The following is a 22900-nucleotide window of genomic DNA, read 5'->3' on the forward strand; positions in this document are numbered from 1 at the left end:
AGCGTTTCCCGAATCAACAATCCGGCGCTGCTGACTGAAGAATCCCCGCCGTTGTCCCACGATTGTCAAATGGGAACCTGAGGTGCGGGGGCAGATGTGGATGCGACGAAAGGCTCACTACGCGGACTGCGCGAGAAATTATTGGCAACGGCAGGCACGCTGCCGGTCCGTGTGCTCACGCTGCATGGTTCGCAGGACGGTCTGACTTGCCGGGTTTGCGTCGAAATCAGGCGTCCCGATGGTCCGATCCTGCTGTTCTTCTTCCGGCACGACGACGGTACCTGGCACGTCTTCCCGCCGGCAAAGAACCTGTGCAGAATGAGCTTCGAGCCGCTCGTCGGGTGACCTGAACGAGGCCGGACAAAGGAGATCATCGATGAATGCAGACAACCTGAGGACACTGTCGGGGCACGAAACGAAATTGCGCGCGTGGTTGAGCGAATGGTACGACCATGCGTTTGCGACTGGCTTCATCAGGCCGCCTTTCATACTCGACGACGCGACCGCTTTGAGGCTGGAAGGCTATTTCGATGTGGGTCTGACGCCGGCGGAGGGCGTCAACGCGATCTTCGGCGTGGTGCATTGACTCGTCAGACGCGCCGGGGCATCCGCCGCGTCGACGCGTTGCTCACCGGGAGCGGACTTTTTGTTGCGGGACGCCGCAGTCCAGTTCGGCGGCGTCGCTGTCGTCACTGCTTTCCTCGTCGATCCAGCGCCGCGCCCATTCGAGCGCGTATTGCTGTGCCGTCTCGCAGTTCTTGAAGCTCGGACCGATCAGCCCGGAACGCGCGATTCGCCTTTCATCACGCACGATCTCGGCCCATCCTCGGAAGCGGGTGTTTGCCAGCCGGTCGGCGGCAATGTAGATGACGTAGCCGCGCGGGTCGGATTCGGTTTGGCCTTTCGACGCGAGGCCCATCCACGGTGAGGCAGTTCGATGAATCGAATGTAAGGGTGTCACCGGCGCGCGGGATTCGACGCGCTCGGGTACGGCATGCGCGGAATTGTCGGGATTGGGGAGTTGCCGCGCGATATCCTTGAATGTGTCCGCCGTTTCGCCTGACTGCCATGTCTCGCGCGATGTCTGCCACGACGCCTGATCTCGCCAGAACACCCGGCGAAAACCTGCGTCTCGAGTCTGACGGTCGATGCCGCGCGTCAGGGCGTCGCGGCGTTCCAGTGTCAGTTGCGGACCGCACCGAAACTTGCGTCCGGTGCTTGAAAGAATCCGGTACATCTCCGCGAGAGCGCCGCTCGAACGCCACGCCTCGAAGCGGTGCCGGCACGTCGGCGCTGAAGGATAGTGGCCCGGCAACATCGACCAGGAATCGCCGGTTGTCAGTACCCACAGCACGGCATTCGCCACGACACGAACCGCCGCGCGCGGCCGGCCGCGCTGCCGGTGAACAATCGGGGGATCCGCCAGAATGGGCGCGAGCAGCAGCCACTCTTCGTCACTGATCTCGTTGAAATGCACGCTGTCCTCCACGTCGCCGTTCGCGCTACCAGCCGCTCGTCAGCCACGTTGGCAGGGACGACAGGATCAGCAGATCCTCGACACAATCCGATAGCTCGCAGACTTCCTGAAAGGCGGCATCGTTGGAGTCGTGCAGATGTTGCCGTCTGAGCTCCCGTAACGCAGTTCCGAGACGCCGAAGGGTCTCGGGGTCGCCGTTCATCATCGGCCAGCCTCTTAACAGATACGTCAGCGGCACGACGCTTCTGGTTTCGCACCACCGGTCGAAGAGATGCAAGCACATTGCGTTGACGTGCTCGATCGAGTTTTCTCTTTCGGACAGATAGGGAACCATGGCAGCACTCGGATGAAGGACGATCGGCGTGCGTTCATCGTATGCGGCCAGTTTTCGCGGTGCTGTCAGGAGATCAAGAAAATAAGAGTGGCCGATGCTGAACTTTGGGTCAGGGAATCCTTAGAGGCGTGTATTTATGTCAGCGACCGGCATTCGCCGTGTGGAAGAGCTTGCGTCTTGAGGCGTCAGAAAGCTCGCCGGCCTTCGATCGGATATCCGGGATCCGTATAGCCCGGCGTCGATGCGTGACCGGGAGGCACCAAGTTGTCCACAAACTTTTCGTCGTCGGCCCCCAGTTGCACATTCAGCGCCTGAACGTAGCTGTCCCAATGAGCCTCGGTGCGAGGACCAGCGATAGTCGAGCTGACGATTTTGTTCTTGAGCACCCAGGCCAATGCGAAGGCGATCGAATTGGTACCGCGTGCCGCGGCGTGCGCCGCAACCTTCTGCGCGATCGCCAGCGACTCAGGCCGCCATTCGGTCTGCTGGATGCGCTTGTCACCGCGCCCTACGCGCGAATCAGCGGGCGGCGCGCCATTCACCGTGTATTTGCCGGTCAGCACGCCGCGGGCGAGCGGGCTATAAGGCACGACGCCGATGCCATAGTGCGCCGCTGCGGGCAACTGCTCGACTTCGGCAGTGCGGTCCACCATGTTGTAAAGCGGCTCGCTGGCGACTGGGCGCTCGATGCCGAGCTGGTCGGCAAGACGCACGATCTCGGCAATGCGCCAGCCGCGGAAGTTGGACAAGCCGAAGTAGCGAACCTTTCCTTGGCGGATCAGATCGCCAATCGCGCGGACACCTTCTTCGAGCGGTGCATCGAGCAGTGCGCGGTGAAAGTAGAGGATGTCGATATAGTCCGTGCCGAGGCGCTTGAGACTGGCTTCCACCGACTGAATGATCCACTTGCGCGACTGGCCCTGTTCGTTCGGACCCTGCGTCGTCGGATAGCCGAACTTCGTGGCGATCACCCAGCTGTCGCGGCGCTCGGCAATCGCACGGCCGACGATTTCCTCGGAACGGCCAGCGTTGTAGACATCCGCTGTGTCAATGAAGTTGACGCCCTGATCGAACGCTTTATCGATGATGCGCTTCGACGTCGCTTCATCCGTTTCACCACCGAACATCATCGCGCCCAGACACAAGGGTGAAACCTTGAGGGCGCTACGGCCCAGATACCGATAATCCATTAGCTTTCTCCATGCAGGCTACGCCTGCTGTCTGCGACTCTTCCGGACCACGCTATAAACGGCGGCTAAATTCAGATGATAGGCATTCGCCGTCTAGAGATTAAGTCCATGAAACCGCAAGAGGTTATGAAGTGCATTCATGAATATTCCTGTATGCCTGTGCAAGCGCGGCTAGCTTTAGTTGAGGTGGCGTGTCTCAACCGAAGCGAAATACAAACTGGCATTGACCCAACGAATTTAACCAGTGCGCACCTGTGTGACTAGTGGTTAAATTCGGCAATCACCCATGAGGCCGGTTCATCAATGCCACGCGAAAATTTCAACGATCTGCTCGCTTTCATCGCCGTCGCGCGCGAACGCAGCTTTACTCGCGCGGCCGCCCAACTCGGTGTATCGCAATCGGCTTTGAGCCACACGATCCGCGCGCTCGAAACCAGGCTCGGCCTGCGGCTGTTGACGCGAACCACGCGCAGCGTATCGCCGACCGAGGCAGGTGAGCGCATCCTGCGGACGGTTGCGCCGCGCTTCGAGGAGATCGAAACCGAACTGACGGCCGTCACCGAACTTCGCGACAAACCCGCCGGCACGATTCGCATCACCGCGACCGATTACGCGACCAACACGGTGCTCTGGCCCAGGTTGTCGAAGGTGCTCCGTAAATATCCGGAGATCAAGGTCGAGATCATCACGGACTACGGCTTAACTGACATCGTGGCGGACCGCTACGACATCGGCATTCGTAACGGAGATCAGGTCGCGAAGGACATGATTGCGGTGCGCGTTGCCGCGGATATGAAGATGTCGATCGTCGGCACGCCGGCCTATTTGGAAAAGCAGCCGTTGCCGAAAAAGCCACAGGATCTGATGGCGCACAACTGCATCAACCTGCGCTTGCCGACACTCGGAGCGTTTTACGCGTGGGAGCTGAAAAAGGGCAGTCGAGAAATCGAGGTTCGTGTGGAGGGCCAGTTCTCGTTCAACGGTACTTATCACATGCTCGACGCCGCATTGGCCGGTTACGGCCTTGCGTACATACCGTCCGACCTGGCGCAACCTCACGTTACGGCGGGGCGTCTCATTCGCGTGCTCGACGACTGGTGTCCGACATTTCCGGGCCTGCATGCGTACTACGCCAGCCGATCCGAGTCTTCGCGAGCGATGGCGCTGATTATCGATTCGCTGCGTTATCGTCCGAAGACGAACTAGCGTCAGCGAATCCCCCTCTCGTACGAGACAAATCCGCGCGTTGCAGCAGAGCATTTTGTATTCCTGCCGCCGGCATACTATGCTGAAACTTTCCCATGGCGATCGGCGGGAATTCCCATGCGCATGCAATTCCTGGCTGTTCTGGCGTTGATCGCCTCAAGTTCGTTCGTCGCCGGTTGCGGCAGTGAACTCTCGCAAGATCCTATTGCGCAGATCATGGACAAGCCGCGCTATACGAGTGCGAAGTCGCAATGGTCGATGATCGTCATGGACGCGGGCACCGGCGAAGTGCTGTACTCGCTGCAGCCTGACGTGCTGTCATTGACCGGCTCGGTGCGCAAGCTCTTCTCGGTGGGGACGGCACTCAACGCCATCGGTCCGGATTATCGTTTTGAAACGCCGGTCTATCGTAATGGCACCATCGACGCATCCGGCAAACTGACTGGTGATCTCATCGTCAAGGCATCCGGCGATCTGACTTTCGGCGGCCGGATGAAGGCCGACGGCACGATTGATTTCACCGACTTCGATCATAACGAGGCGCGTGCCTTCAATGGTGCAATCCTGACACCCGAAGATCCATTGACGGCCGTGAACCAGTTAGCCGCACAGGTCAGGGCGGCGGGCATTACGTCGATCAGCGGCGACGTGATCATCGACGACAGGCTCTTTGACGCGTTCCGCGTGCCGAATGGCAACGTGCTCATTTCGCCGATTCTCATCAACGAGAACGTGATCGATGTGACGCTCGCACCGGGTGCGAACGCGGGGCAACCTGGCGAGCTCGACTGGCGGCCGCGCACGAACGCGATGACCGTGCAGGGAACGTCGATTACGACTGCGGCCAACAGCGCACCGGACATCGTGACATCCGGCGACGCGCTCGACGAAGGGCCGCTCAGTTGTCTTGCCACGCCCGGCTGCAAAGGAACCATCTCCGGCGAAGCCAGCCTCAACACGCCGGCGTCGATCCCTGCCGGCTATCAGGCGGCTTTGATCGGCAACGACCTGTACGTCAGCAACCTGCGTGTCGAGGATCCGCCGTCCTTTGCGCGGACCGCCTTCATCGACGCATTGGCACGCGCCGGCGTGACGGTGTCGGCGCCCGCTGTCCAGCCAAATGCTTCAGACAAATTGCCCGCGCCGCAAACGTATACGAGCGCGACGCAGGTCGCGAGTTTTACGTCGTTGCCGTATTCGGAGTTCGCGAAGCTGATCCTCAAGGTCAGCCTGAATACGGGCGCTAATCTGAGCCTGATGTACCAGGGTTTGACGAAAGGCGCGCGGACCGTCGGCGACGCGCTGGCCACCGAGCGTCAATCCTTGACCGGCGATCTGGGCCTCGATGGAGCGGGCTTCAATTTTCCGACCAATGGCAGCGGCACGCCCGACAGCCGCGCGACGGCACGCACCACCGCGACGCTGCTCAGCGTAATGAGCCGCCGGCCGAACTACACGGTGTATCGGAACGCACTCTCGATTCTCGGTGTCGATGGCTCGCTTGCCGCAATCGGTAAAAACGTGCCGGGCAAGGAGCATATCGCCGTGAAGAGTGGCGCGACGGTCACGGGCGGCCAGATGATCGCCATGAACATGGCCGGCTATATCGACGCAAAGAGCGGACGGCGGCTCGCCTACGCGCTGTTCGTCAACAACGCCGGTCGGGTGGCCGCGCTCACCGATACGCTCGATGTATTCGACGACGAAGCAGAAATACTCGGCATCGTCTACGCGCGGTATTGACGAAACGCAGGCAGGCTGCGCCGCCGCGTTACTGCAGTTTCCAGAGCATCGCCGAAATCGTGCCTTCGTCCTGGAAGACCGATAGCACGTCGATGATGCCTGAAATAGGAACGTTGTTCACCGTCAGCACGAACGCGATCCGGTGGCCGCTTTTCGCGTCGATATAGCCGGCGAGGGATTGTCCTCTCAGGAACGGTAACGTCGGCGCGTTTGGGTTCTCCGTGACGTAAGTGCCGGTCTTCGCGTGCACCTGGCCTTTCGCTCCCGCAAGCGTCGCATCGGATTCGAAGGCGGTGATGGTGGCCAGCGATCCGTCTACGCCCAGCACCGGCAACGCGTCGAAGTAGGGCGAAAAGACCGGCGTCGTGCTCATGCCTCTCAGCATGGCAATGACGGCAGTGCCGCTCGCAGTCGAGTCGCCGCCGCCGCTGCCGTCGATGAAGTGATACTGGCTCGACGGGATCTTGAACGTGGTGGTCAGCACGCTCTGTTCCGCCGCCAACGCGTCGGTCAGCGTCTTGGCGTTGTTGTTCGCAAGACCGAACAGCATGAGGCTCGTATCGGCGCCGATGTTATAGCTCACCTTCATGACGTATTTAGCGTATTGCTCATACGGTTGCGAAGTGAGTTGCGCAACTTGCGTCGCGCTCGAATACGAGCCTTGCGCGGGCAGCAACTGAACCGGATTGGCGGCGACGGGCGTCGCCGTGACCGTGACACCCGCGCGCGCCAGGGCTTCGATAAAGACCGTCCGGGCATAATTGGATGGCTCGGTCACGCGGAACGTGCGAATCAGCGGGTAGGCGTTCGTCAGTGGCGGCACGAACCCGGCCGGCACGTTACCGGTTACGTTGCCGACACAACCCGATGAGCCGATGCACAACGGCGGTTCCGGTGCGAGTTTGATATCCAGATCCGAGGTCGCGCTGCCCGTCGCGAGCGTGGATTGCACACTGAACGCGGCCGTTTTGGGCCGCCAGTCGAATGGAACGGCCGAGCCTTCGGCGCTCTGGTTCAGGGTGACGTCGACGACGTCGTCGTTGACGAAGATCGGCCGCACATTGAACTCACCGCGGAAGTTGAAAGGCTCGAAAAGCCGGTCGTCGATCACGACATCGCCGTTGATTGTTTTGATGCCCGCAGCCGCGACCTGCGCGGCGAGGGAATTGAAGCCGGCGAGCGGATCGGGCGTGGCGAGTATCGCGTTGCCCAACGAGTCGGCCTCGTTGTGATCGAAGTTCGTGATGGCGATCGTGCCGTCCGGGTTGGCTCGGCCGCCCATTGTCAGATCGCCGCTTGCCAGCAGAATCAGATTGCCGGTGAGGGTGCCGCTAGCATTGACCGTACCCTGCCGGTAGACCGGCGTGACGAATTGATGCTGCGCACCCAGTTGATTCAACGCGGAGCCGACCGAAAAGAGCTTACGCACCGAACCGATCAGCATTTGGGCGCTCGAGTTCATATCGTAGATCACATCGCCCGAGTCGAGGTCGACCACTCGCATCGACCAGGTCGCGCTCTTGTAGATCGGCTTTTGCATCACCTGCATGATCGAATCGGGGACGGTCGGATTCGAATTGATCGAATCGCCGCACGACACCAGCAGAATGGCACTCGCGATTGCGGCCCAACGTTTCCACTGTCGATCGATGGTCGGGCTCATGGCATGTCTCCAGCGTTGACTGCACGGTAAGCGGCTCGATTCGCAGCGGATGCATCCCGTCACGGCGAGATTGCGGCATCAGAAAGTTCGGCGCTCAGGCGAACGACTACGCCGCATGAAGTGAAAATCACGCACGGTGCGAAATTCGATCTCCGGCAACAGCAGGTAATGTACTTCTACTTTGTGACCCGGCCGGCAGATAGTGGAATTAAATACCGTCCTGAACGGGTGTCAAGGAGACTGTATGCATTGACGCGCAGGCGGCGAAGCTTTGGCGTTGTTGCATGATGAGTGAAATAGGCCGGCTTATTGCAGCTATCATTTAGCACTCGGGGCAAACCGGGGTAACGGCGTCGTTGTGGCCGCAACGACGCTAACGAAGCGCTGGGATTCACCGGCTTTGCCACACAGTTCGTAAGGAGGGAGCATTGGTCAAAGGCACCAACGGGCAAGAAGTTCTCGACCCGGCATCGACGCGTGAAGATATCGGGCAAGGCGGCGGAGGTGCGCCGGGCGAGGTGACCGCGCTAGGGCTGTTCCTTATTTTTTCCCGCATCGGTCTCACGAGTTTTGGCGGGGGATTGAGTGGCTGGTTTCTGCGCGAGTTCGTGCACGACCGGCGCTGGCTGAGCGAGGACGAGTTCCTCAACGGACTGGCGTTGTCGCAGGCGCTGCCGGGCGTCAACATCAAGAATCTGGCCATCTGGATCGGTTATCGTTTGCTTGGCTGGCGCGGCGCGCTGGCCGGATTTTGCGGAATCATCTTCCCGCCGGCCGTCCTGATCGTGCTGCTCGGCGCATTCTTCTCGGCCATCGCCTATCTGCCACTCACGCATACCGCGCTGGCGGGTGCGGCGGCAGGTGCAATCGGCCTATCCGCGGCGATGGCGATCACCGCCGCGCGCAGGCTGCCGCGGCGGCTCTTTTCGTACCTCATGCTGATCGCGACCTTCGTGGCGGTGGCGTTATTCAGGGCGTCGCTCGTGTGGACAGTGTTGATAGCCGGCGTCCTGAGCGTCGGCTACGAATACGTCCGTTCGCCGCGGCAGCAATAACGACAGTCGGGCAACTTTCAGAAAGCCACATCACGTGTCCAGAAATCTCATCGCACTGTTTTCGGTTTTTGCGCCGCTTTCGATCGTGACGGTCGGCGGCGGGCAAGGGATCATTGCCGAGGTCCAACGGCAAGTCGTCGACGTGCATCATTGGATGACGCACGCCCAATTCCTGAGCGACTTCGCGATTGCGCGGCTCGCGCCGGGTCCGGGGTCGCTGCTGGCGACATTGATCGGCTGGCAGGTGGGCGGCTTTGGCGGAGCCCTCGTGGCGACGCTGGCTTTGTTCGGGCCAACTGCGTTCCTGATGTGCGGTGTCGTGCACGTGTGGAACAGACATGAAGGCGCCCGCTGGCTGAACGCGTTGCAGGCGGGTCTGCGGCCCGTCGCCGCCGGTCTTATTCTTGCCGCCGTCTACGTGTTGATGAAACAACTCGATGGCGGCTGGATAGCATGGCTTACCGCGGCAATCGCGACCGTGCTGGTGATGACGACCCGAATCAACGCTTTGGTGTTGATAGCGGGCGGCGCCGGGTCGTTCGTCGTGCTGCATCTCGCGGGTTTGCTCTAGTCCGGCAGCGACGCACCCGCAATCTGCCGGTCGATGCGTTGCGCCTGCTTGTAGACCGCATGCATCAGCAGCGCCGTGTTGCGGGAAGGCGGAGAGAACTTCGAATAGACAAAGGTGGAGACGAGTTCGAGTTCCTCGATCAGCGGACGGACGATAAAGCCCTGACCTTCGGCGGCGAACTCGTCGACGATAGCGAGCCCGAGTCCTCCTTTCACCAGTGCCAGCGCCTGGTCCGCGCGCGTGACGTCCACCACGGATTGCAGTTCGACATTGGCTTGCTGGCATGCGCGCGCGATCATCGTGCCGAACGGAATGTCGCGCCTGAAGAGAATCATGGGTTCGCCAGTCAGCTCGGCCAGCGCAATCGGCTCGGGCGCGGCGAGACGATGAAGCGGCGGCACGACGCAGACCATCCTGCCGCGCATGAACGGCACCACGTCGAGGTGTTCGTGCTCGATCGGCATCGATGTGACCGCCACGTCGACGGCCTTGCTCAAGACTTCGAGCGGCATGTCGGCCATCAGGGTGGTGTGCCAGTCCACGCTGAGCGCCGGCAACTGCCGTTTCAACTCGACGATGGCAGGCGCGACGATCGACGTCGCCAACGACGGACTGCACGACACCCGCAACAGGCTCGCCGGCCCAAGCGCCAGCGCCCGCGCGAATTCATCGACGCTCAGCGCCGCCTGATAGACCTGCTCCACCTCCCTGAATAGCGCCTGCGCTTCCGCTGTCGGTATCAGCCGGCCTTTCGTGCGTTCAAAGAGGCGCAGCCCCAAGGTGGTCTCAGTGTGGGAGATGAGCTTGCTGACAGCCGGTTGGGACACGTAGAGCATCTTCGCCGCTGCGTTGATCGAGCCGGTCAGCATGACCGCACGAAACACTTCCATCTGCCTGAGCTTGAACCGCATGCATCCTCCAGAACGCGTATCCGGGGATATTAACCAAAAGTTATAGGGTAGCTGAAACTCGGCATACGACAAGCTTGCGGCAACTATCTAGTATCTGCTCAACGGGAGCCCGTCTCCCGCGTTGCATAGTGCACTCAAGACAAAGAGCAGACAGGATGGAGACAAGATGAATCAGGCAACTCAGTCTGGAGTCGCGGCAATCGACGTTGCCACGACCGCGCGGCGGACCCGCGCCCGCTTCGGCATACTCGCGCTGCTGGCGGTCGGCACGATGATCAATTATCTGGATCGCAGCGTCGCCGGCATTGCCGCACCGAGCATGAGTCACGAACTCGGCTTGAATCCGGCGCTGATGGGCGTGATCTTCTCAGCGTTTTCGTGGACGTACACGGCTTCGCAGATTCCCGGCGGCGTGATGCTGGACCGCATCGGAACCCGCTGGACGTATTTCTTCGCACTCACGCTGTGGTCTCTTTTCACCGGATTGCAGGGGCTGGCGACAGGTTTCGTCTCGCTGCTGATCATGCGTTTGCTGATCGGCATTGCCGAGGCCCCCTGTTTTCCGACTAACAGCCGCGTGGTCGCGATCTGGTTTCCACAGAGCGAGCGCGCCCGCGCAACCGGCATCTACACGTTCGCGGAATACGTCGGCCTCGCTTTCCTGAGCCCGTTCCTGTTCTGGCTGGAACAACGCTATGGATGGCGTGCGTTGTTCGGCATCGTCGGTACAGTCGGGGTCGTGTTCGGCGGCATCTGGCTCATGCGCTTTCACGAGCCGCATCAGTCCAAGCGCGCGAATCGCGCCGAACTCGATTACATCGCGGATGGCGGCGGCGTGGTCGACGGAAGCCAGCAGGCCACGCACTTTCGCTGGTCCGACATCGGCGCGCTTCTCAAGCGGCGCAGCATGCTCGGCATCTGTCTCGGCCAGTTCGCCTGCAATTCGACCAACGTGTTCTTTCTGACGTGGTTCCCGACTTACCTCGTCACCGAGCGTCATATGCCGTGGTTGAAGGTCGGGCTGATCGCGGTGCTGCCGTTCATCGCCGCGTCCGTGGGTACGCTCGCGGGAGGCTGGATCTCCGACGCCATGCTGCGCCGGGGCATCTCCCTGAACTGGTCGCGCAAGCTGCCGGTGATCGTGGGCCTGCTCGCGGCGTCGAGCATTGTCCTCGCGAATTATGTCGAGTCCACTGCAACCGTCATCGCGATTCTTTGCGTTGCGTACTTTGCTCAGGGGATGTCGGCGCTTGCATGGATGATCGTCTCGGACATCGCACCAAAGGGTCTGCTCGGTTTGAGCGGCGGCATCTTCAATCTGTTCGCCAATGCAGCGGGGATCGTCACGCCGCTGGTGATCGGCCTGATCGTCAACGCGACGGGCTCGTTCGTCTATGCGTTGGCCTTCATCTCGGCGGTCACGCTGGTCGGCGCGCTTTCATACATTTTCGTCGTTGGCGATATCAGGCGCATCGAACTGCAAAACGACATTCTTCAAGCAAAGGAATAAATCGGATATGACTCGCTCTCTCGACGGGAAAGTGGCCATCGTCACGGGCGCCGCGCGTGGCATCGGTCTGGGCATCGCGCAAAAACTGAAAGCGGACGGCGCACGCGTCGCGGTGTGGGACCTGAACGTGGACGACTGCGGCGCGCAACGTCTGGGCTTCGCGCCCGACCACGTTCAGCAGGTGGACGTCGCTTCCATGAACTCGGTCGAACAGGCCTTCGCGGCTACGCTCGACCATCTCGGGCAAGTGGATATTCTCGTGAACAACGCGGGGATCAATGGACCGGTGGCGCCGTGCTGGGAATATCCGGTGGACGCATGGCAACGTGTGATCGCGGTGGATCTGAACAGCGTGTTTTACTGCTGCCGCGTCGCCATTCCGCATATGCGCGCGCGCGGTGGCGGCCGCATCGTCAACGTGGCGTCGATCGCGGGCAAGGAAGGCGTTCAGTTCATCTCGGGGTACTCGGCGGCGAAGGCGGGTGTCATCGCGTTCACCAAGGCCGCGGCGAAGGAACTGGCGAAGGACAACGTGCTCATCAACTGCGTCGCGCCGGCAATGGTCGAAACCGAACTGTTCAGCGAGATGTCCGACGCGCATATCGAGGCGAGCAAGGCCAAGATTCCGATGGGCCGCTTTCTGCAGATCGAGGAAGTCGGTGCGATGGTTAGCTGGATCGCGAGTCCCGAATGCAGCTTTACGAGCGGCTTCACGTTCGATCTGACCGGCGGGAGGGCCACATATTGAGCGCGCCGACAAAAGCGCCGAAGCTTGCGGTCGCGCATCTCACCGCGCTGGAGCTGACACCGCTGGAATGGGTCACGCAAGCGGCGCGCGCGGGGTTCGATGCGGTGGGGCTGAGACTGAACCCGACCTCCGCGGATGCGATCGCGTACCCGTCCATCGTGGGCAGCGAAGCGCATCGCGTACTGCGGCGCGTGCTTGCCGACGAGGGCATGACGGTGCACGACGTCGAGTTCATTCCGATGCCGCCCGATATCGACGTCGCGTCCTATGCGCCGATGTTCGACGCGGCGGCCGATCTGGGCGCACGTTGCGTGACAGTCTCGGGCGACGATCCCGACGCCGGGCGGCTTGCCGCCAACCTCGCGGCCTTGTGCGAACTGGCCGCGCAATATGGCTTGCGTGTCGATCTGGAGTTCATGCGCTGGCGCCATGTCGGCACGCTGAAGCAGGCCCGGTCGATGGTCGAGCGCGTGGCCAGCGCCAACCTTGCGATTCTCGTCGACGCGTTGCATCTCGCGCGCTCGGGCGGTAGTCCGGCCGACGTTCGGGCGTTACCGGTGGGGATGGTGCGTGCCGTGCAGCTTTGCGACGCGTCGCAGCACGCGCCGGTCGGTGACGATGCGACGATCCTCGAAGCGCGCACCGGCCGTTTGCCGCCGGGCGAAGGGGTGTTGCCGCTCATCGACTTGCTGGACGCGCTGCCTGCCGGCACGGCTTTGGGCGTGGAGATGCCGTTGCCGTCGCTGCCTGCGAAGGACCGGCTCGAACTTGCGTACCGAAGCACGCGCGCTATGCTTGAAGTGGCACGCCGCCGACACGAATCTCTCGGAGAGTCGCCGCAATGAATATCTTCGATGAAGAGAAGATCGACTGTCACAACCATATTTTCGATCCCGCACGCTTTCCCTATCGCGCGGACACCGCGTACCGGCCATCGATGCAGGAGATCGGCACCGCTGCGCAGTTTGTCCACGTCATGGACGCATGCGGCGTGCGACATGCGTTGCTGGTCGGGCCGACGAGCGGCTATCGCACCGACAATCGCTGCATGCTCGATGCCATTGCATGCTATGGCGATCGCTTCAAAGGCATCGCCGTGGTGGACAACGGGGTGAGCCGGGAAGCGTTGCTGGAGATGAGGCGCGCGGGCGTGGTCGGCGTCGCCTTCAATCCGGCGATGGAAGGCGTCGAAGCGCTCAACGACGCCGACGCGCTTTTCAATACGTTGGCTGACCTCGACATGTTCGCGCAAGTACAGGTCACGGGCGATCAGTTGGTTGCGCTCGAGCCGCTGATCGGGCGGACTGCGACGCGGGTGCTGATCGACCACTGCGGTCGACCCGATGTCGCGGCCGGCTTGAATCAGCCCGGCTTCCAGGCGCTCCTGCGTCTTGCCGACACCGCGCGCACGGTCGTCAAGCTTTCCGGCTTGCAAAAATTCTCACAGCTTGAATATCCGTACGAAGACGCGCAGATTTTCGCCCGGCAGATTCTTCGCACGTTCGGGCCGGATCGCTGTGTGTGGGGTTCGGATTGGCCGTTCCTGCGCTCGCCGGTGCGAATGGACTATGCGCCCTTGCTGACGTTGGTCCAGCGTCTGATTCCCGATCCGGACGCACGCCGGCGTGTTTTGTGGGCTACGCCTCGCAACTTGTTTGGCTTCGACGCTTGAAGGTGCAGTCGCTGTGCTGCCACTGCGATTCACCCGAGAGGCACGACTTGCCGCTGCGTATCAATGCGTCGTTGTCCGCATTGCCCGATAATCGCGTCGCACGATCTCCATGAGCTCCTCGACCGACGTGCTGGCTGCCTCCCGCTGGTAGGTCACCCGTCCGCGTTGCATGAGCATCACGCGATCCGCGATGTCGAGCGTCTGCGCATAGTTGTGCATGATCATGACGATAGACAGGCCCCCTTTCGCCTTTAGCCGAAGGATCAGGTCGATGATCAGTCCAGCCTCGCGGGCGCCCATCGCGGCCAGCGGTTCGTCGAGCAGCAGTATCTTTGCATTCGAATTGACCGCGCGAGCGACCGCGATAGCCTGTCGCTGCCCGCCCGACAGCTGCTCGACCGGCAGGTCGACCGAGGGCACGTGCACGCCGATTTCTTCAAGACATTCCGCGGCGCGCTCACGCATTGCGCGATTGTTCAACAGGCGAAACGGCCCTCGACGGATGATCTCCCGATTCAGGAACATGTTGTGATAGATGCTCAGGGAATTGGCGAGCGCGAGATCCTGATAGACACATTCAATGCCGAGCGAACGGGCGTGATCGACCGACCGAAGCATGGTTTCCTCGCCGCCGACGAAAAGCTTGCCGCTTGTCTGCTGATGAAAACCGGTCAGAATTTTGATCAGCGTCGATTTGCCTGCGCCGTTGTCGCCGAGTACGCCGAGAATCTCGCCCTGTCTTAGCGTGAGCGTCACGCCATCGAGTGCGGTGACCGCGCCGAAGCGCTTGACAATGTCTTCACCGCGCAGCGCCTCCAGCACTTCGGACATTACAGCTCCCCTTTGCGTGCGAGACGAACCACGTGAATGTTGAAGATCATGGCCCCGAGAATCGCCGCGCCGAGAATCATGTTGAAGGTGAAGGCGTTGATGCCGATCAGCGTGAAGCCGTCGTTGAGAATGCCAAGCACCGCCGCGCCGATCAGTCCGCCGATGATCGTGCCCGAGCCACCGGCGAGCGGCGTGCCGCCAATCACGGCAGCGGCGACGGCAAGAAACATGATCTGGTTGCCGCCTGCTTGCGGATCGATCGACGTGATGCGGAAACCCTCGAGGATCCCGGTCAGGCCGGCGAGGAAGGCGGCAAGAATGAAGTTGCCGAGCTTCAGCCGTCTGACCTGTATCCCCGCCTCGCTCGCACCCAATGGATTCGCTCCCGAGGCGATCGTATGCAAACCCCAACGTGTGTGACGTAGCAGCACATGCATGATGGCGGCAATGACAAGCGTCCAGATGATTTCGCTATACCCCCATCCGCCCATGAATGCCGCAAACGCTGAGTTTTCCGGCGGCGAAACCGGCGTGCCTCGTGAAATCGTCAACGTGAGGCCGTTCACGAAGAACAACGTGCCGAGCGTCGTCACGAACGAGGGGATGCGCAGGTACACCGTCACGGCGCCGTTGATCAGACCGACGAGGCCCGCGGCAACCACGCCGGTGAGCATTCCGAGCCACGGCGGCAAGCCCGCCTCGATGGCGAAGTGCATGATGAAAGGCGCAAATGCAAAGACCATCCCTGCGGAGAGATCGATCTCCCCGCCGATCATCAGCATGATTTCGCCAAAGGCAATGATCGCGACTGGCGCGATGAACTGCGACAGATTCTGCAGACTCGCGCTGGTCAGCAGAAAGTCATGGTTGACCGTCTCGAAGTAGATGCAGAGGATGAGCGCCACCGCGAAGATGCGGATCTCGCTGGAACGCCCGAGCGCGCCTGACCGGCGCCTCGGACGTTGGGCGGCTTTCTGGGCGTCCGTCACAGAAGACGTCACCCTTTGATCGCACCGGTGCGTGGCACGATCTGGGCTTTCGTGCTCTTGCCTTCATAGCGCGTCGATGTGTTCAGGTACGGATCCACCGTACCCTTGGTGACGAACTTCAGGCCCGTGTTGACATTGGCCGGTCCGACGAGCCCGCCGGAGGCGAGGAAGGTGAACGCTTCGACCACGGTATAGAAACCCTGCACGTACGGCTGCTGGTCGATCGTGAAGTCGAGGAAGCCTTCGTGAATCAGATCGACCGTGCGCGGCAAGAGATCAAAGCCGCCGCCGTGAACGCCCTTGGACGGCAAGTTGGATTCCTTCATGACCACGGCGACGCCCTGGGTGCTGCCCGCGTCCACCGCGAACATGCCTTTGAGATCCTGGTGGCCGAGATAGAACGATTTGATCTTCGAGAGTTCTTCGTTGACGGTCGCGCCGGTTGCGATGGTCTGCACGTCGATCTTCTTGCCCGATTTCTTGATTGCAGCCACCGCGCCATCGAGGCGGGGCTGAATGTTGAGCTGGCCGGGCGTGGCAATAAAGAGCGCGACGAGGCCGCTATCGATGAGGCTCACGATCCGCTCGCCCATCTGATAACCGGACAGATAAAGATCCTGGCCGATATACGCAAGGCGCGGATTCGTGGAATCCGAGGGCGCGTCGGCGTTATAGGCGAACACGGGAATGCCGGCGTCGAGCGCGGCCTGGATGGGTTTGTCGAACGCCTTGGGGTCGACGATCGGTACTGCGATCGCGTCGGCTTTCGAGGCGATCGCCGCGTTGACCGCATTCACCATTTCGGCGATGTCGGCATTGGCCGAGCCGGTCCATTGATAGTCCATGCCCAGCAAAGCGGTCGCGTCCTGAATGCCGTATTGCGTCGGCACGAAGAACGGATTCGTCGTGACATGGTTGACGAATACGATTCTCCACCGTTTGTGCGCCGGGAACGAACCCGCTTCCGCCGCCTGGGCCTGCGAGATCATTCCACCCATTCCACCCATTAGCGCCAGTGCTGCGGACAGGCCTGCGCCCTGCAGCAATCCCCGACGCATGCCTTGCACTTCGTCCTTGTCTTCCTTTTCTTGCGCCATCTCAGTCTCCCGTCTCTCAGTTGTTGAACACTTCACTGTTTATAACGGCGCAAGCAGGAAAAGCTCCGGCAAGACAGGTACCGGAGCCGGGCATCACTCCTTTCGGAAAGCCCACGTGCACGCGCGTACGCATGACTACCCCTCAGAAAATGCTATATCACGCACTTTTGCCCACTAATCGATGTATACCCTTAACTAGTCTGACTAATTAATTACTGTCGCGCAGCTTTTGCCTTTTTCATTTGCAGCTCGAGGTGCGGCGCAACACGATGACGGACCTGGTCTGGTGTCGCCGGAATGATGTGCACGATACACCGATTTAATAGTATTACTATCGAGTTGGCACCTGGAAGGAGAGGGACATGAAGAACGGAAAGCGCCCGCTACGCTCTGCCCAATGGTTCGGGTCGGCCGACAAGAACGGTTTCATGTATCGAAGCTGGATGAAAAACCAGGGCATTCCCGATCACGAATTTCACGGTAAACCAATTATTGGGATCTGCAACACGTGGTCCGAGTTGACCCCGTGCAATGCCCATTTTCGAAAGCTTGCTGAACACGTGAAGCGCGGCGTGCTGGAAGCGGGCGGTTTCCCGGTGGAATTCCCGGTGTTTTCCAACGGCGAGTCGAATTTGCGTCCCACGGCGATGCTCACACGCAATCTTGCGAGCATGGATGTCGAGGAGTCGATTCGCGGCAATCCGATCGACGCTGTCGTGCTGCTGGCCGGTTGCGACAAGACGACCCCCGCGCTTCTGATGGGCGCGGCAAGCTGCGATGTGCCGGCGATCCTCGTCACCGGTGGTCCGATGCTCAACGGCAAGCATCAAGGCCGCGATATCGGTTCGGGCACGATCGTCTGGCAACTGAGCGAGCAGGTGAAGGCGGGCAAAATCTCGCTGCACGACTTCATGTCCGCCGAAGCCGGGATGTCACGCTCGGCGGGTACCTGCAATACGATGGGCACCGCCTCGACGATGGCATGCATGGCGGAAGCGCTCGGCGTCACGCTGCCTCACAATGCGGCGATTCCCGCGGTGGACGCGCGCCGCTACGTGCTGGCGCATATGTCGGGCATGCGCATCGTGCAGATGGCGCTGGAGGATCTACGTCTGTCGGCACTGCTCACGCGTGAGGCATTCGAAAATGCGATTCGCGTCAATGCAGCGATCGGCGGCTCGACGAATGCGGCGATTCATCTGAAGGCTATTGCGGGACGCATCGGCGTGAGCCTTGAACTCGACGACTGGACGCGGATTGGACGCGGTACCCCGACGGTAGTCGACCTGCAGCCGTCGGGCCGCTACCTGATGGAAGAATTTTATTACGCAGGTGGCCTGCCTGCGGTCTTGCGCCGGCTCGGCGAAGGCGGCCTGCTGCCGCATCCGGGTGCGTTGACTGCGAATGGTCAGTCGCTGTGGGACAACTGCAAGGATGCCCCGCTTTACAACGAGGAAGTCATCCGCACGCTCGATAAGCCGATTTTTCCGGACGGCGGCTTATACGTACTGCGCGGCAACCTTGCGCCCAACGGAGCGGTGCTCAAACCTTCCGCGTCCACACCCGCGCTCCTCAGACATCGTGGGCGGGCGGTGGTTTTTGAAAGCTTCGAAGACTACAAGGCACGCATCGGTGCACCCGACCTGGACGTGACCGCGGATTCGGTGCTGGTCTTGAAGAATTGTGGACCCAAGGGCTATCCGGGCATGGCCGAGGTCGGCAACATGGGTCTGCCGCCAAAACTGCTGGCTCAAGGCGTGACGGACATGGTGCGGATATCCGATGCGCGGATGAGCGGCACCGCGTACGGAACGGTGGTGCTGCACGTAGCGCCCGAGGCTCGCGCGGGCGGCCCGCTTGCGGTGGTCCACGACGGGGACTGGATCGAAGTGGACTGCGATGCCGGACGCCTGCATCTCGACGTCAGCGATGCCGAACTCGCCGCGCGTCTCGCCGCATGGACTCAAGCACGCCAGGACGATCCCGCCGACGCGAGCGGCTACCGGCATCTGTACGTTCAGCACGTATTGCAGGCCGATCAGGGATGTGACTTCGACTTTCTGGTGGGCTGCCGGGGCGCGGAAGTGCCGCGCCATTCGCATTGAGCGGCGGAGAGCGGGCGATCGACAGCGCAACCTGCGCGTCGCTGCGGCTTCCTGTATGCATGTCCAGTCGATGACAAAGACGTTTACTTCGCATGCGAATGTTATATACTTCGCATGCGAACGGTTAGACACGTTCCAATGTGCCCAGGCGTGCATACCCGTAGATAGCCTGAGCAAATCTTTGGAGACGAAGCAATGAATGCGGAAGTGAATGTAGAACTTGCAAATGGCGTGCTGGTCGTCACGATCTCGCGACCAGGAAAAATGAACGCCATTACAAACGTGATGTATGGCGCGCTTGCGGATGCAGTCGAACGGGCCAATGTCGATGAGGACGTTCGCGCATTATTGATCCAGTCAGATGGGGACATGTTCACAGCCGGTAACGATCTCTCGGAATTTGCCATACAGGCTGCGGGCAACGGTCCACAGGAACGTCAGGTGGTCCGCTTTCTTCGCGGCCTGGCTAACGCGACAGTGCCTATCGTGGCCGCTGTTCAGGGCAAGGCGGTCGGAATCGGTACGACGATGTTGCTCCATTGCGACTACGTGCTTTTGTCCGAAGAGGCGCAATTGATGACCCCCTTCGTGAATCTGGCCTTGGTTCCCGAGGCCGCCTCGAGCTACCTTATGCCGCTACAGATTGGGCACGTCAGGGCATTCGAAATGTTCGCGCTCGGCGACCCGGTTTCGGCTGATTCCGCCGTTGCCTGGGGTATTGCAAATCGGCTCGTCCCCGTTGCGGAACTGCGTACAGAAGCACGCCGGATTGCCGAGAAAATTGCCACCAGGCCCTACGGATCTCTGACGGCAACGAAACGGCTCATGCGGGACGCAGAGCGGCTGACGGCCCAGATGGATCGGGAAACCACGATATTCGTGGAGCGGCTCGCAAGTGCTGAGGCGAAAGAAGCATTCCTGGCGTTTGCCGAAAAGCGCCGGCCAGACTTCACGAAGATTCCGCGATGATGTGAGCGGCGTACACCGCCGAGCAAGACGGCGGCACGGCGGTGCCGCCGCGTTCAGTGTCACCCTATGCCGCTTCTTCGTCGACGTCGGGAAACTTGTCCTGCAAACTCGTCAGCCAGCGCGCAACCACGTCGATCTCTGACGACGTAAATCCCTCCGTCAATCGTGCATTCAACTCAGCGAGACCCGATTTCGACCGCTTGAGTGCGGCGCGTCCTGCGGCGGTCAGCCAAAGCCGCGACGCGCGTCGATCGAGTTCGTCCGAATGACGTTCCACAAGACCGGCCCGCTCAACTCTATCGACCAACCCGCTCATTCCCGGCGCCTTGAGATCGAGTGCCGCCGCCGCCTCGCTCGTGAGGGCGCCGTCGTTTTTCCCGAGAAAGAAAAGCAGTCCCGCCTGCGCTGCGGTGACGCCACCTGCGGCTGTGCGGGTCTGCGACCATCGATTCAGGCGCTTTTGGCCCACATTGAGCAGATATACGAGCCGATGATCCATGTTTCAACCTCGCCTGTTGCGCTCCAGAGTACGGCGCTTTTTTGTTGGAAGTTAGTTCGTGTACGAACTTTTATCTTAGCATAAGTCATATCGCACGACAGACGGCGGGAGTCGGCAAATGAGGCCGAGTGCGGCGACAAACAACTACTCAACCGGGGTCATACCCGCATGGCTGAAGCTAATAAAAAAGTGAACTTTTTCTTCCCGCCGTGTCAATTTTGATGGTCTTCCTTCGTCGTCTCAATGGCAGCATGCGGCTTACCTGCGCATTCAGCCACCACTGACAGGAGATTTGCCATGACGATTCAAAAGATCACGCCTTTTCTTTGGTATTCCACGGAAGCTGAGGAGGCGGCTGCTTTCTATGCGAGTATTTTTCCAGACTCGCGCGTCACTCGGGTCACCGCGGTGCCGAGCGCCGGGTCCACGAGGGTTGTCGAGTTTGTTCTCTTTGGGCAGCCTTTCATCGCCATGAGCGCGGGGCGACTCGACGCGTTCAACCACTCGATATCCTTGATGGTCAACTGCGCCGACCAGGCAGAACTTGACCGCTATTGGAACGCTCTTCTCGAGGGCGGCGGTGCGCCCGAGGAGTGCGGCTGGCTGAAAGACCGCTTCGGCGTCTCGTGGCAGATCGTTCCGACCGATATCCTCGACATGATGGCTGACCCCGATCCCGCCAGGGCCACGCGTGCTGCCGACGCCATGTTAAAAATGGTGAAGTTCGACATCGCCACGCTGAAAGCCGCCTATGCGGGGACGACGGATTAACAAAAGACCCCGTATATCATGTGTGCCATAGCGCGTCGGTCGGGTTTGTCCGCTTCCGGCCGACGCTCATCTCATACGTTCTGGAACCCTAACGCCAGGCGAGATACCGAGAGCGGGAAACGCGGCGCTGTTTCGCCGGTTATGGCAAGTGCAGTGAGCATCTGACAAAATCTCTAGAAGAATACTAAGAACGGAGGCAGCTTGCGGACGGTCGAATACCGCTTTTCCACCATCTGGCGCATCGATGCGCCAGTGCAGGACGTGTGGGCGGCAATCCAGGATTCGGCGCGCTGGCCCGAGTGGTGGCATAACGTCGAGAGCGTGGACCAGTTGCAGGCAGGTTCCGATCAGGGCGTGGGCGTCGTTCAACGCTATACGTGGAAAGGCTGGTTGCCCTATCGCCTCGTGTTCGATATGCGGGTGACGCGCGTCGACCCGTTGGTCGCGCTGGAGGGGGAAGCCAGCGGCGATGTCGAAGGCGCCGGCCGGTGGAGCTTTTCGACCGATGGACGCGCTCTGACTGTAGTCCGCTATGACTGGTGCGTGCATACGAAGCGCCCATGGATGAATGCCTTGGCGCCGTTGTTGCGACCGGTTTTCCAATGGAACCACGATGCGGTGATGCGCGAAGGCGGCGCGGCGCTGGCGCGGCGGCTGGACGCGCGGCTGCTAGGCATCGAGCAGGGATGAAGCTCTATCCCGGCTGCAGCGGGGTTCAATCAGCGCAAGCACGAATTCGCCCCGGCCGTTCGATGAAGTGTGCCGTTCAGGAGCCGCCGAACCAGTTGTAGCCCTGGTTTTCCCAGTAACCACCGGGGTATTCGTTCGTCACAGTGATCGCCACGATATGCTTTGGATTCTTGTAGCCGAGCTTGGTCGGCATGCGCAGCTTCATCGGGAAGCCGTATTTCGGTGGCAGCACCTGACCGTCGTAGGTCAGCGTAAGCAGCGTCTGTGCATGCAGTGCAGTGGGCATGTCGATACTGGTCCAGTAGTTGTCCGAGCAGTGCAACGACACGTACTTCGCTGTGGTGTCCGCACCCGAATGCTTCAGGAAACTGGAGAAGCGCACGCCGCCCCATCGGCCGATCGCACTCCATCCTTCTATGCAGATATGACGCGTAATCTGGCTTTCCTGCGGCATTGCGCGCAGTTCATCGAGCGTCCAGACGCGTTTGCCAGTCGCAAGACCACCCACCTGGAGCCGGTAGGTAGCGGCGTCGACTTCGGGCACATCGTCGATATCGTAGAACGCGTTGAAAGGAAACGGTCGCGTGATCATCGACTCAGGATAGGTCGGGGCCATCTCGTTCGGATTGAACAACAGGGCTTGCACCTCGTCGTTGAAGAACGACACTCTGCGCAGCATGGTGTTCACCGACTTGTCATTGGTCAGATCGCAGCCGGACAGCAAAGCTAACCCGCCGAGCGTGAGAACTCGCTTGCCAAGCAGCCGGCGGGCCGGATTTTTCAGCTCGTTGCGCGCATCCTTGATGATGGACTCAGCGTGAGACCGAAGAAACGTATCAGGCTCCACAGCCTTTTTTCGAAAACTCATG

24 protein-coding genes are annotated in these 22900 nt (G+C 60.7%); 14 read left to right on the plus strand and 10 right to left on the minus strand.

The genetic code is table 11. The features are described from left to right. Positions 1–96 precede the first annotated feature (96 nt). Both ACQKRQ_RS32145 and ACQKRQ_RS32150 read left to right on the plus strand, forming a co-directional pair. Positions 97–345, plus strand: a complete 249-nt coding sequence (locus ACQKRQ_RS32145; protein WP_132381559.1) for a hypothetical protein — start codon at positions 97–99, stop codon at positions 343–345. A gap of 31 nt (positions 346–376) precedes the next feature. Beyond that, positions 377–586 (plus strand): hypothetical protein, encoded by a 210-nt coding sequence (locus ACQKRQ_RS32150; RefSeq protein ID WP_132381561.1) that lies wholly within the window; start codon positions 377–379, stop codon positions 584–586. 42 nt (positions 587–628) lie between these two features. Here ACQKRQ_RS32150 and ACQKRQ_RS32155 read toward each other — a convergent pair whose 3' ends face one another. The 3 genes from ACQKRQ_RS32155 to ACQKRQ_RS32165 form a co-directional block, all read right to left on the minus strand. Further along, positions 629–1489, minus strand: a complete 861-nt coding sequence (locus tag ACQKRQ_RS32155; RefSeq protein ID WP_427481466.1) for a transposase — start codon at positions 1487–1489, stop codon at positions 629–631. Positions 1490–1502: 13 nt separating this feature from the next. Next, positions 1503–1811 carry a hypothetical protein gene (locus tag ACQKRQ_RS32160; protein WP_427481467.1) on the minus strand — a complete coding sequence of 103 codons (309 nt, stop codon included), beginning with the start codon at positions 1809–1811 and terminating at the stop codon, positions 1503–1505. A 185-nt stretch (positions 1812–1996) separates the two neighbouring features. Then, complete coding sequence (locus tag ACQKRQ_RS32165) at positions 1997–3001, minus strand: aldo/keto reductase (protein ID WP_427481468.1); 1005 nt, start codon at positions 2999–3001, stop codon at positions 1997–1999. A 303-nt stretch (positions 3002–3304) separates the two neighbouring features. Here ACQKRQ_RS32165 and ACQKRQ_RS32170 point away from each other — a divergent pair, with 303 nt between their 5' ends. Together ACQKRQ_RS32170 and ACQKRQ_RS32175 are read left to right on the plus strand one after the other, a co-directional pair. Beyond that, positions 3305–4207 (plus strand): LysR family transcriptional regulator, encoded by a 903-nt coding sequence (locus tag ACQKRQ_RS32170; protein WP_427481469.1) that lies wholly within the window; start codon positions 3305–3307, stop codon positions 4205–4207. A 117-nt stretch (positions 4208–4324) separates the two neighbouring features. Further along, a complete protein-coding gene (locus tag ACQKRQ_RS32175) occupies positions 4325–5950 on the plus strand; it encodes a D-alanyl-D-alanine carboxypeptidase/D-alanyl-D-alanine-endopeptidase (RefSeq protein WP_427481470.1) in 1626 nt (541 codons plus the stop codon). 28 nt (positions 5951–5978) lie between these two features. Here the strand turns inward: ACQKRQ_RS32175 and ACQKRQ_RS32180 are convergent, their stop codons facing one another. Continuing rightward, positions 5979–7613 (minus strand): D-alanyl-D-alanine carboxypeptidase/D-alanyl-D-alanine-endopeptidase, encoded by a 1635-nt coding sequence (locus tag ACQKRQ_RS32180; RefSeq protein ID WP_427481471.1) that lies wholly within the window; start codon positions 7611–7613, stop codon positions 5979–5981. A gap of 428 nt (positions 7614–8041) precedes the next feature. On the opposite strand from ACQKRQ_RS32180, the gene ACQKRQ_RS32185 reads away from it, so the two are divergent. After that, positions 8042–8668, plus strand: a complete 627-nt coding sequence (locus ACQKRQ_RS32185; RefSeq protein ID WP_132381572.1) for a chromate transporter — start codon at positions 8042–8044, stop codon at positions 8666–8668. 34 nt (positions 8669–8702) lie between these two features. Next, the gene (locus ACQKRQ_RS32190; RefSeq protein WP_132381574.1) at positions 8703–9239 is read left to right on the plus strand and encodes a chromate transporter; all 537 of its coding nucleotides are present in this window, start codon (positions 8703–8705) and stop codon (positions 9237–9239) included. Here the strand turns inward: ACQKRQ_RS32190 and ACQKRQ_RS32195 are convergent. Next, on the minus strand, positions 9236–10150 hold the full coding sequence (locus ACQKRQ_RS32195) for a LysR family transcriptional regulator (protein ID WP_427481472.1): 915 nt from the start codon (positions 10148–10150) through the stop codon (positions 9236–9238). The two genes, ACQKRQ_RS32190 and ACQKRQ_RS32195, sit on opposite strands and share 4 nt — an antisense overlap. 166 nt (positions 10151–10316) lie before the next feature. Here ACQKRQ_RS32195 and ACQKRQ_RS32200 point away from each other — a divergent pair, with 166 nt between their 5' ends. From ACQKRQ_RS32200 to ACQKRQ_RS32215, 4 genes are read left to right on the plus strand one after another with little or no spacing between them, the layout of a single operon-like run. Then, positions 10317–11660, plus strand: coding sequence for an MFS transporter (locus ACQKRQ_RS32200; RefSeq protein WP_427481473.1), 1344 nt, complete (start codon positions 10317–10319; stop codon positions 11658–11660). Positions 11661–11667: 7 nt separating this feature from the next. After that, positions 11668–12408 (plus strand): SDR family NAD(P)-dependent oxidoreductase, encoded by a 741-nt coding sequence (locus tag ACQKRQ_RS32205; protein WP_132381580.1) that lies wholly within the window; start codon positions 11668–11670, stop codon positions 12406–12408. Then, positions 12405–13253, plus strand: coding sequence for a sugar phosphate isomerase/epimerase family protein (locus ACQKRQ_RS32210; RefSeq protein ID WP_427481474.1), 849 nt, complete (start codon positions 12405–12407; stop codon positions 13251–13253). Before ACQKRQ_RS32205 ends, ACQKRQ_RS32210 begins: the two co-directional genes overlap by 4 nt. After that, positions 13250–14080: an amidohydrolase family protein gene (locus tag ACQKRQ_RS32215; RefSeq protein WP_427481475.1), complete on the plus strand. Its 831-nt coding sequence runs from the start codon at positions 13250–13252 to the stop codon at positions 14078–14080. The genes ACQKRQ_RS32210 and ACQKRQ_RS32215 overlap by 4 nt, the downstream gene beginning before the upstream one ends. Before the next feature lie 60 nt (positions 14081–14140). Here the strand turns inward: ACQKRQ_RS32215 and ACQKRQ_RS32220 are convergent, their stop codons facing one another. The 3 genes from ACQKRQ_RS32220 to ACQKRQ_RS32230 are packed head-to-tail and all read right to left on the minus strand — an operon-like array spanning position 14141 to position 16997. After that, positions 14141–14911: an ATP-binding cassette domain-containing protein gene (locus ACQKRQ_RS32220; protein ID WP_427481476.1), complete on the minus strand. Its 771-nt coding sequence runs from the start codon at positions 14909–14911 to the stop codon at positions 14141–14143. Continuing rightward, complete coding sequence (locus tag ACQKRQ_RS32225) at positions 14911–15912, minus strand: ABC transporter permease (RefSeq protein WP_408177704.1); 1002 nt, start codon at positions 15910–15912, stop codon at positions 14911–14913. Before ACQKRQ_RS32225 ends, ACQKRQ_RS32220 begins: the two co-directional genes overlap by 1 nt. After that, entirely contained in the window at positions 15909–16997 is a 1089-nt protein-coding gene (locus ACQKRQ_RS32230) for a sugar ABC transporter substrate-binding protein (protein WP_132381590.1), read from the minus strand. The genes ACQKRQ_RS32225 and ACQKRQ_RS32230 overlap by 4 nt, the downstream gene beginning before the upstream one ends. Positions 16998–17359: 362 nt before the next feature. Here ACQKRQ_RS32230 and ACQKRQ_RS32235 point away from each other — a divergent pair, with 362 nt between their 5' ends. After that, positions 17360–19102 carry an IlvD/Edd family dehydratase gene (locus ACQKRQ_RS32235; protein WP_132381592.1) on the plus strand — a complete coding sequence of 581 codons (1743 nt, stop codon included), beginning with the start codon at positions 17360–17362 and terminating at the stop codon, positions 19100–19102. A gap of 195 nt (positions 19103–19297) precedes the next feature. Beyond that, entirely contained in the window at positions 19298–20071 is a 774-nt protein-coding gene (locus ACQKRQ_RS32240; protein ID WP_427481477.1) for an enoyl-CoA hydratase, read from the plus strand. 64 nt (positions 20072–20135) lie between these two features. On the opposite strand, the gene ACQKRQ_RS32245 is transcribed toward ACQKRQ_RS32240, so the two are convergent. After that, complete coding sequence (locus ACQKRQ_RS32245; RefSeq protein ID WP_132381596.1) at positions 20136–20570, minus strand: MarR family winged helix-turn-helix transcriptional regulator; 435 nt, start codon at positions 20568–20570, stop codon at positions 20136–20138. Between the two features lie 297 nt (positions 20571–20867). On the opposite strand from ACQKRQ_RS32245, the gene ACQKRQ_RS32250 reads away from it, so the two are divergent. Together ACQKRQ_RS32250 and ACQKRQ_RS32255 are read left to right on the plus strand one after the other, a co-directional pair. Next, entirely contained in the window at positions 20868–21341 is a 474-nt protein-coding gene (locus ACQKRQ_RS32250; protein ID WP_427481478.1) for a VOC family protein, read from the plus strand. A gap of 201 nt (positions 21342–21542) precedes the next feature. Further along, the gene (locus ACQKRQ_RS32255; RefSeq protein ID WP_132381600.1) at positions 21543–22031 is read left to right on the plus strand and encodes an SRPBCC family protein; all 489 of its coding nucleotides are present in this window, start codon (positions 21543–21545) and stop codon (positions 22029–22031) included. Between the two features lie 76 nt (positions 22032–22107). On the opposite strand, the gene ACQKRQ_RS32260 is transcribed toward ACQKRQ_RS32255, so the two are convergent. Continuing rightward, complete coding sequence (locus ACQKRQ_RS32260; protein WP_427481479.1) at positions 22108–22899, minus strand: molybdopterin-dependent oxidoreductase; 792 nt, start codon at positions 22897–22899, stop codon at positions 22108–22110. Position 22900: the final 1 nt, after the last annotated feature.

Origin of the sequence: Paraburkholderia sp. NPDC080076 (assembly GCF_050281145.1) — a bacterium.
In the GTDB taxonomy this organism is placed as follows: domain Bacteria; phylum Pseudomonadota; class Gammaproteobacteria; order Burkholderiales; family Burkholderiaceae; genus Paraburkholderia.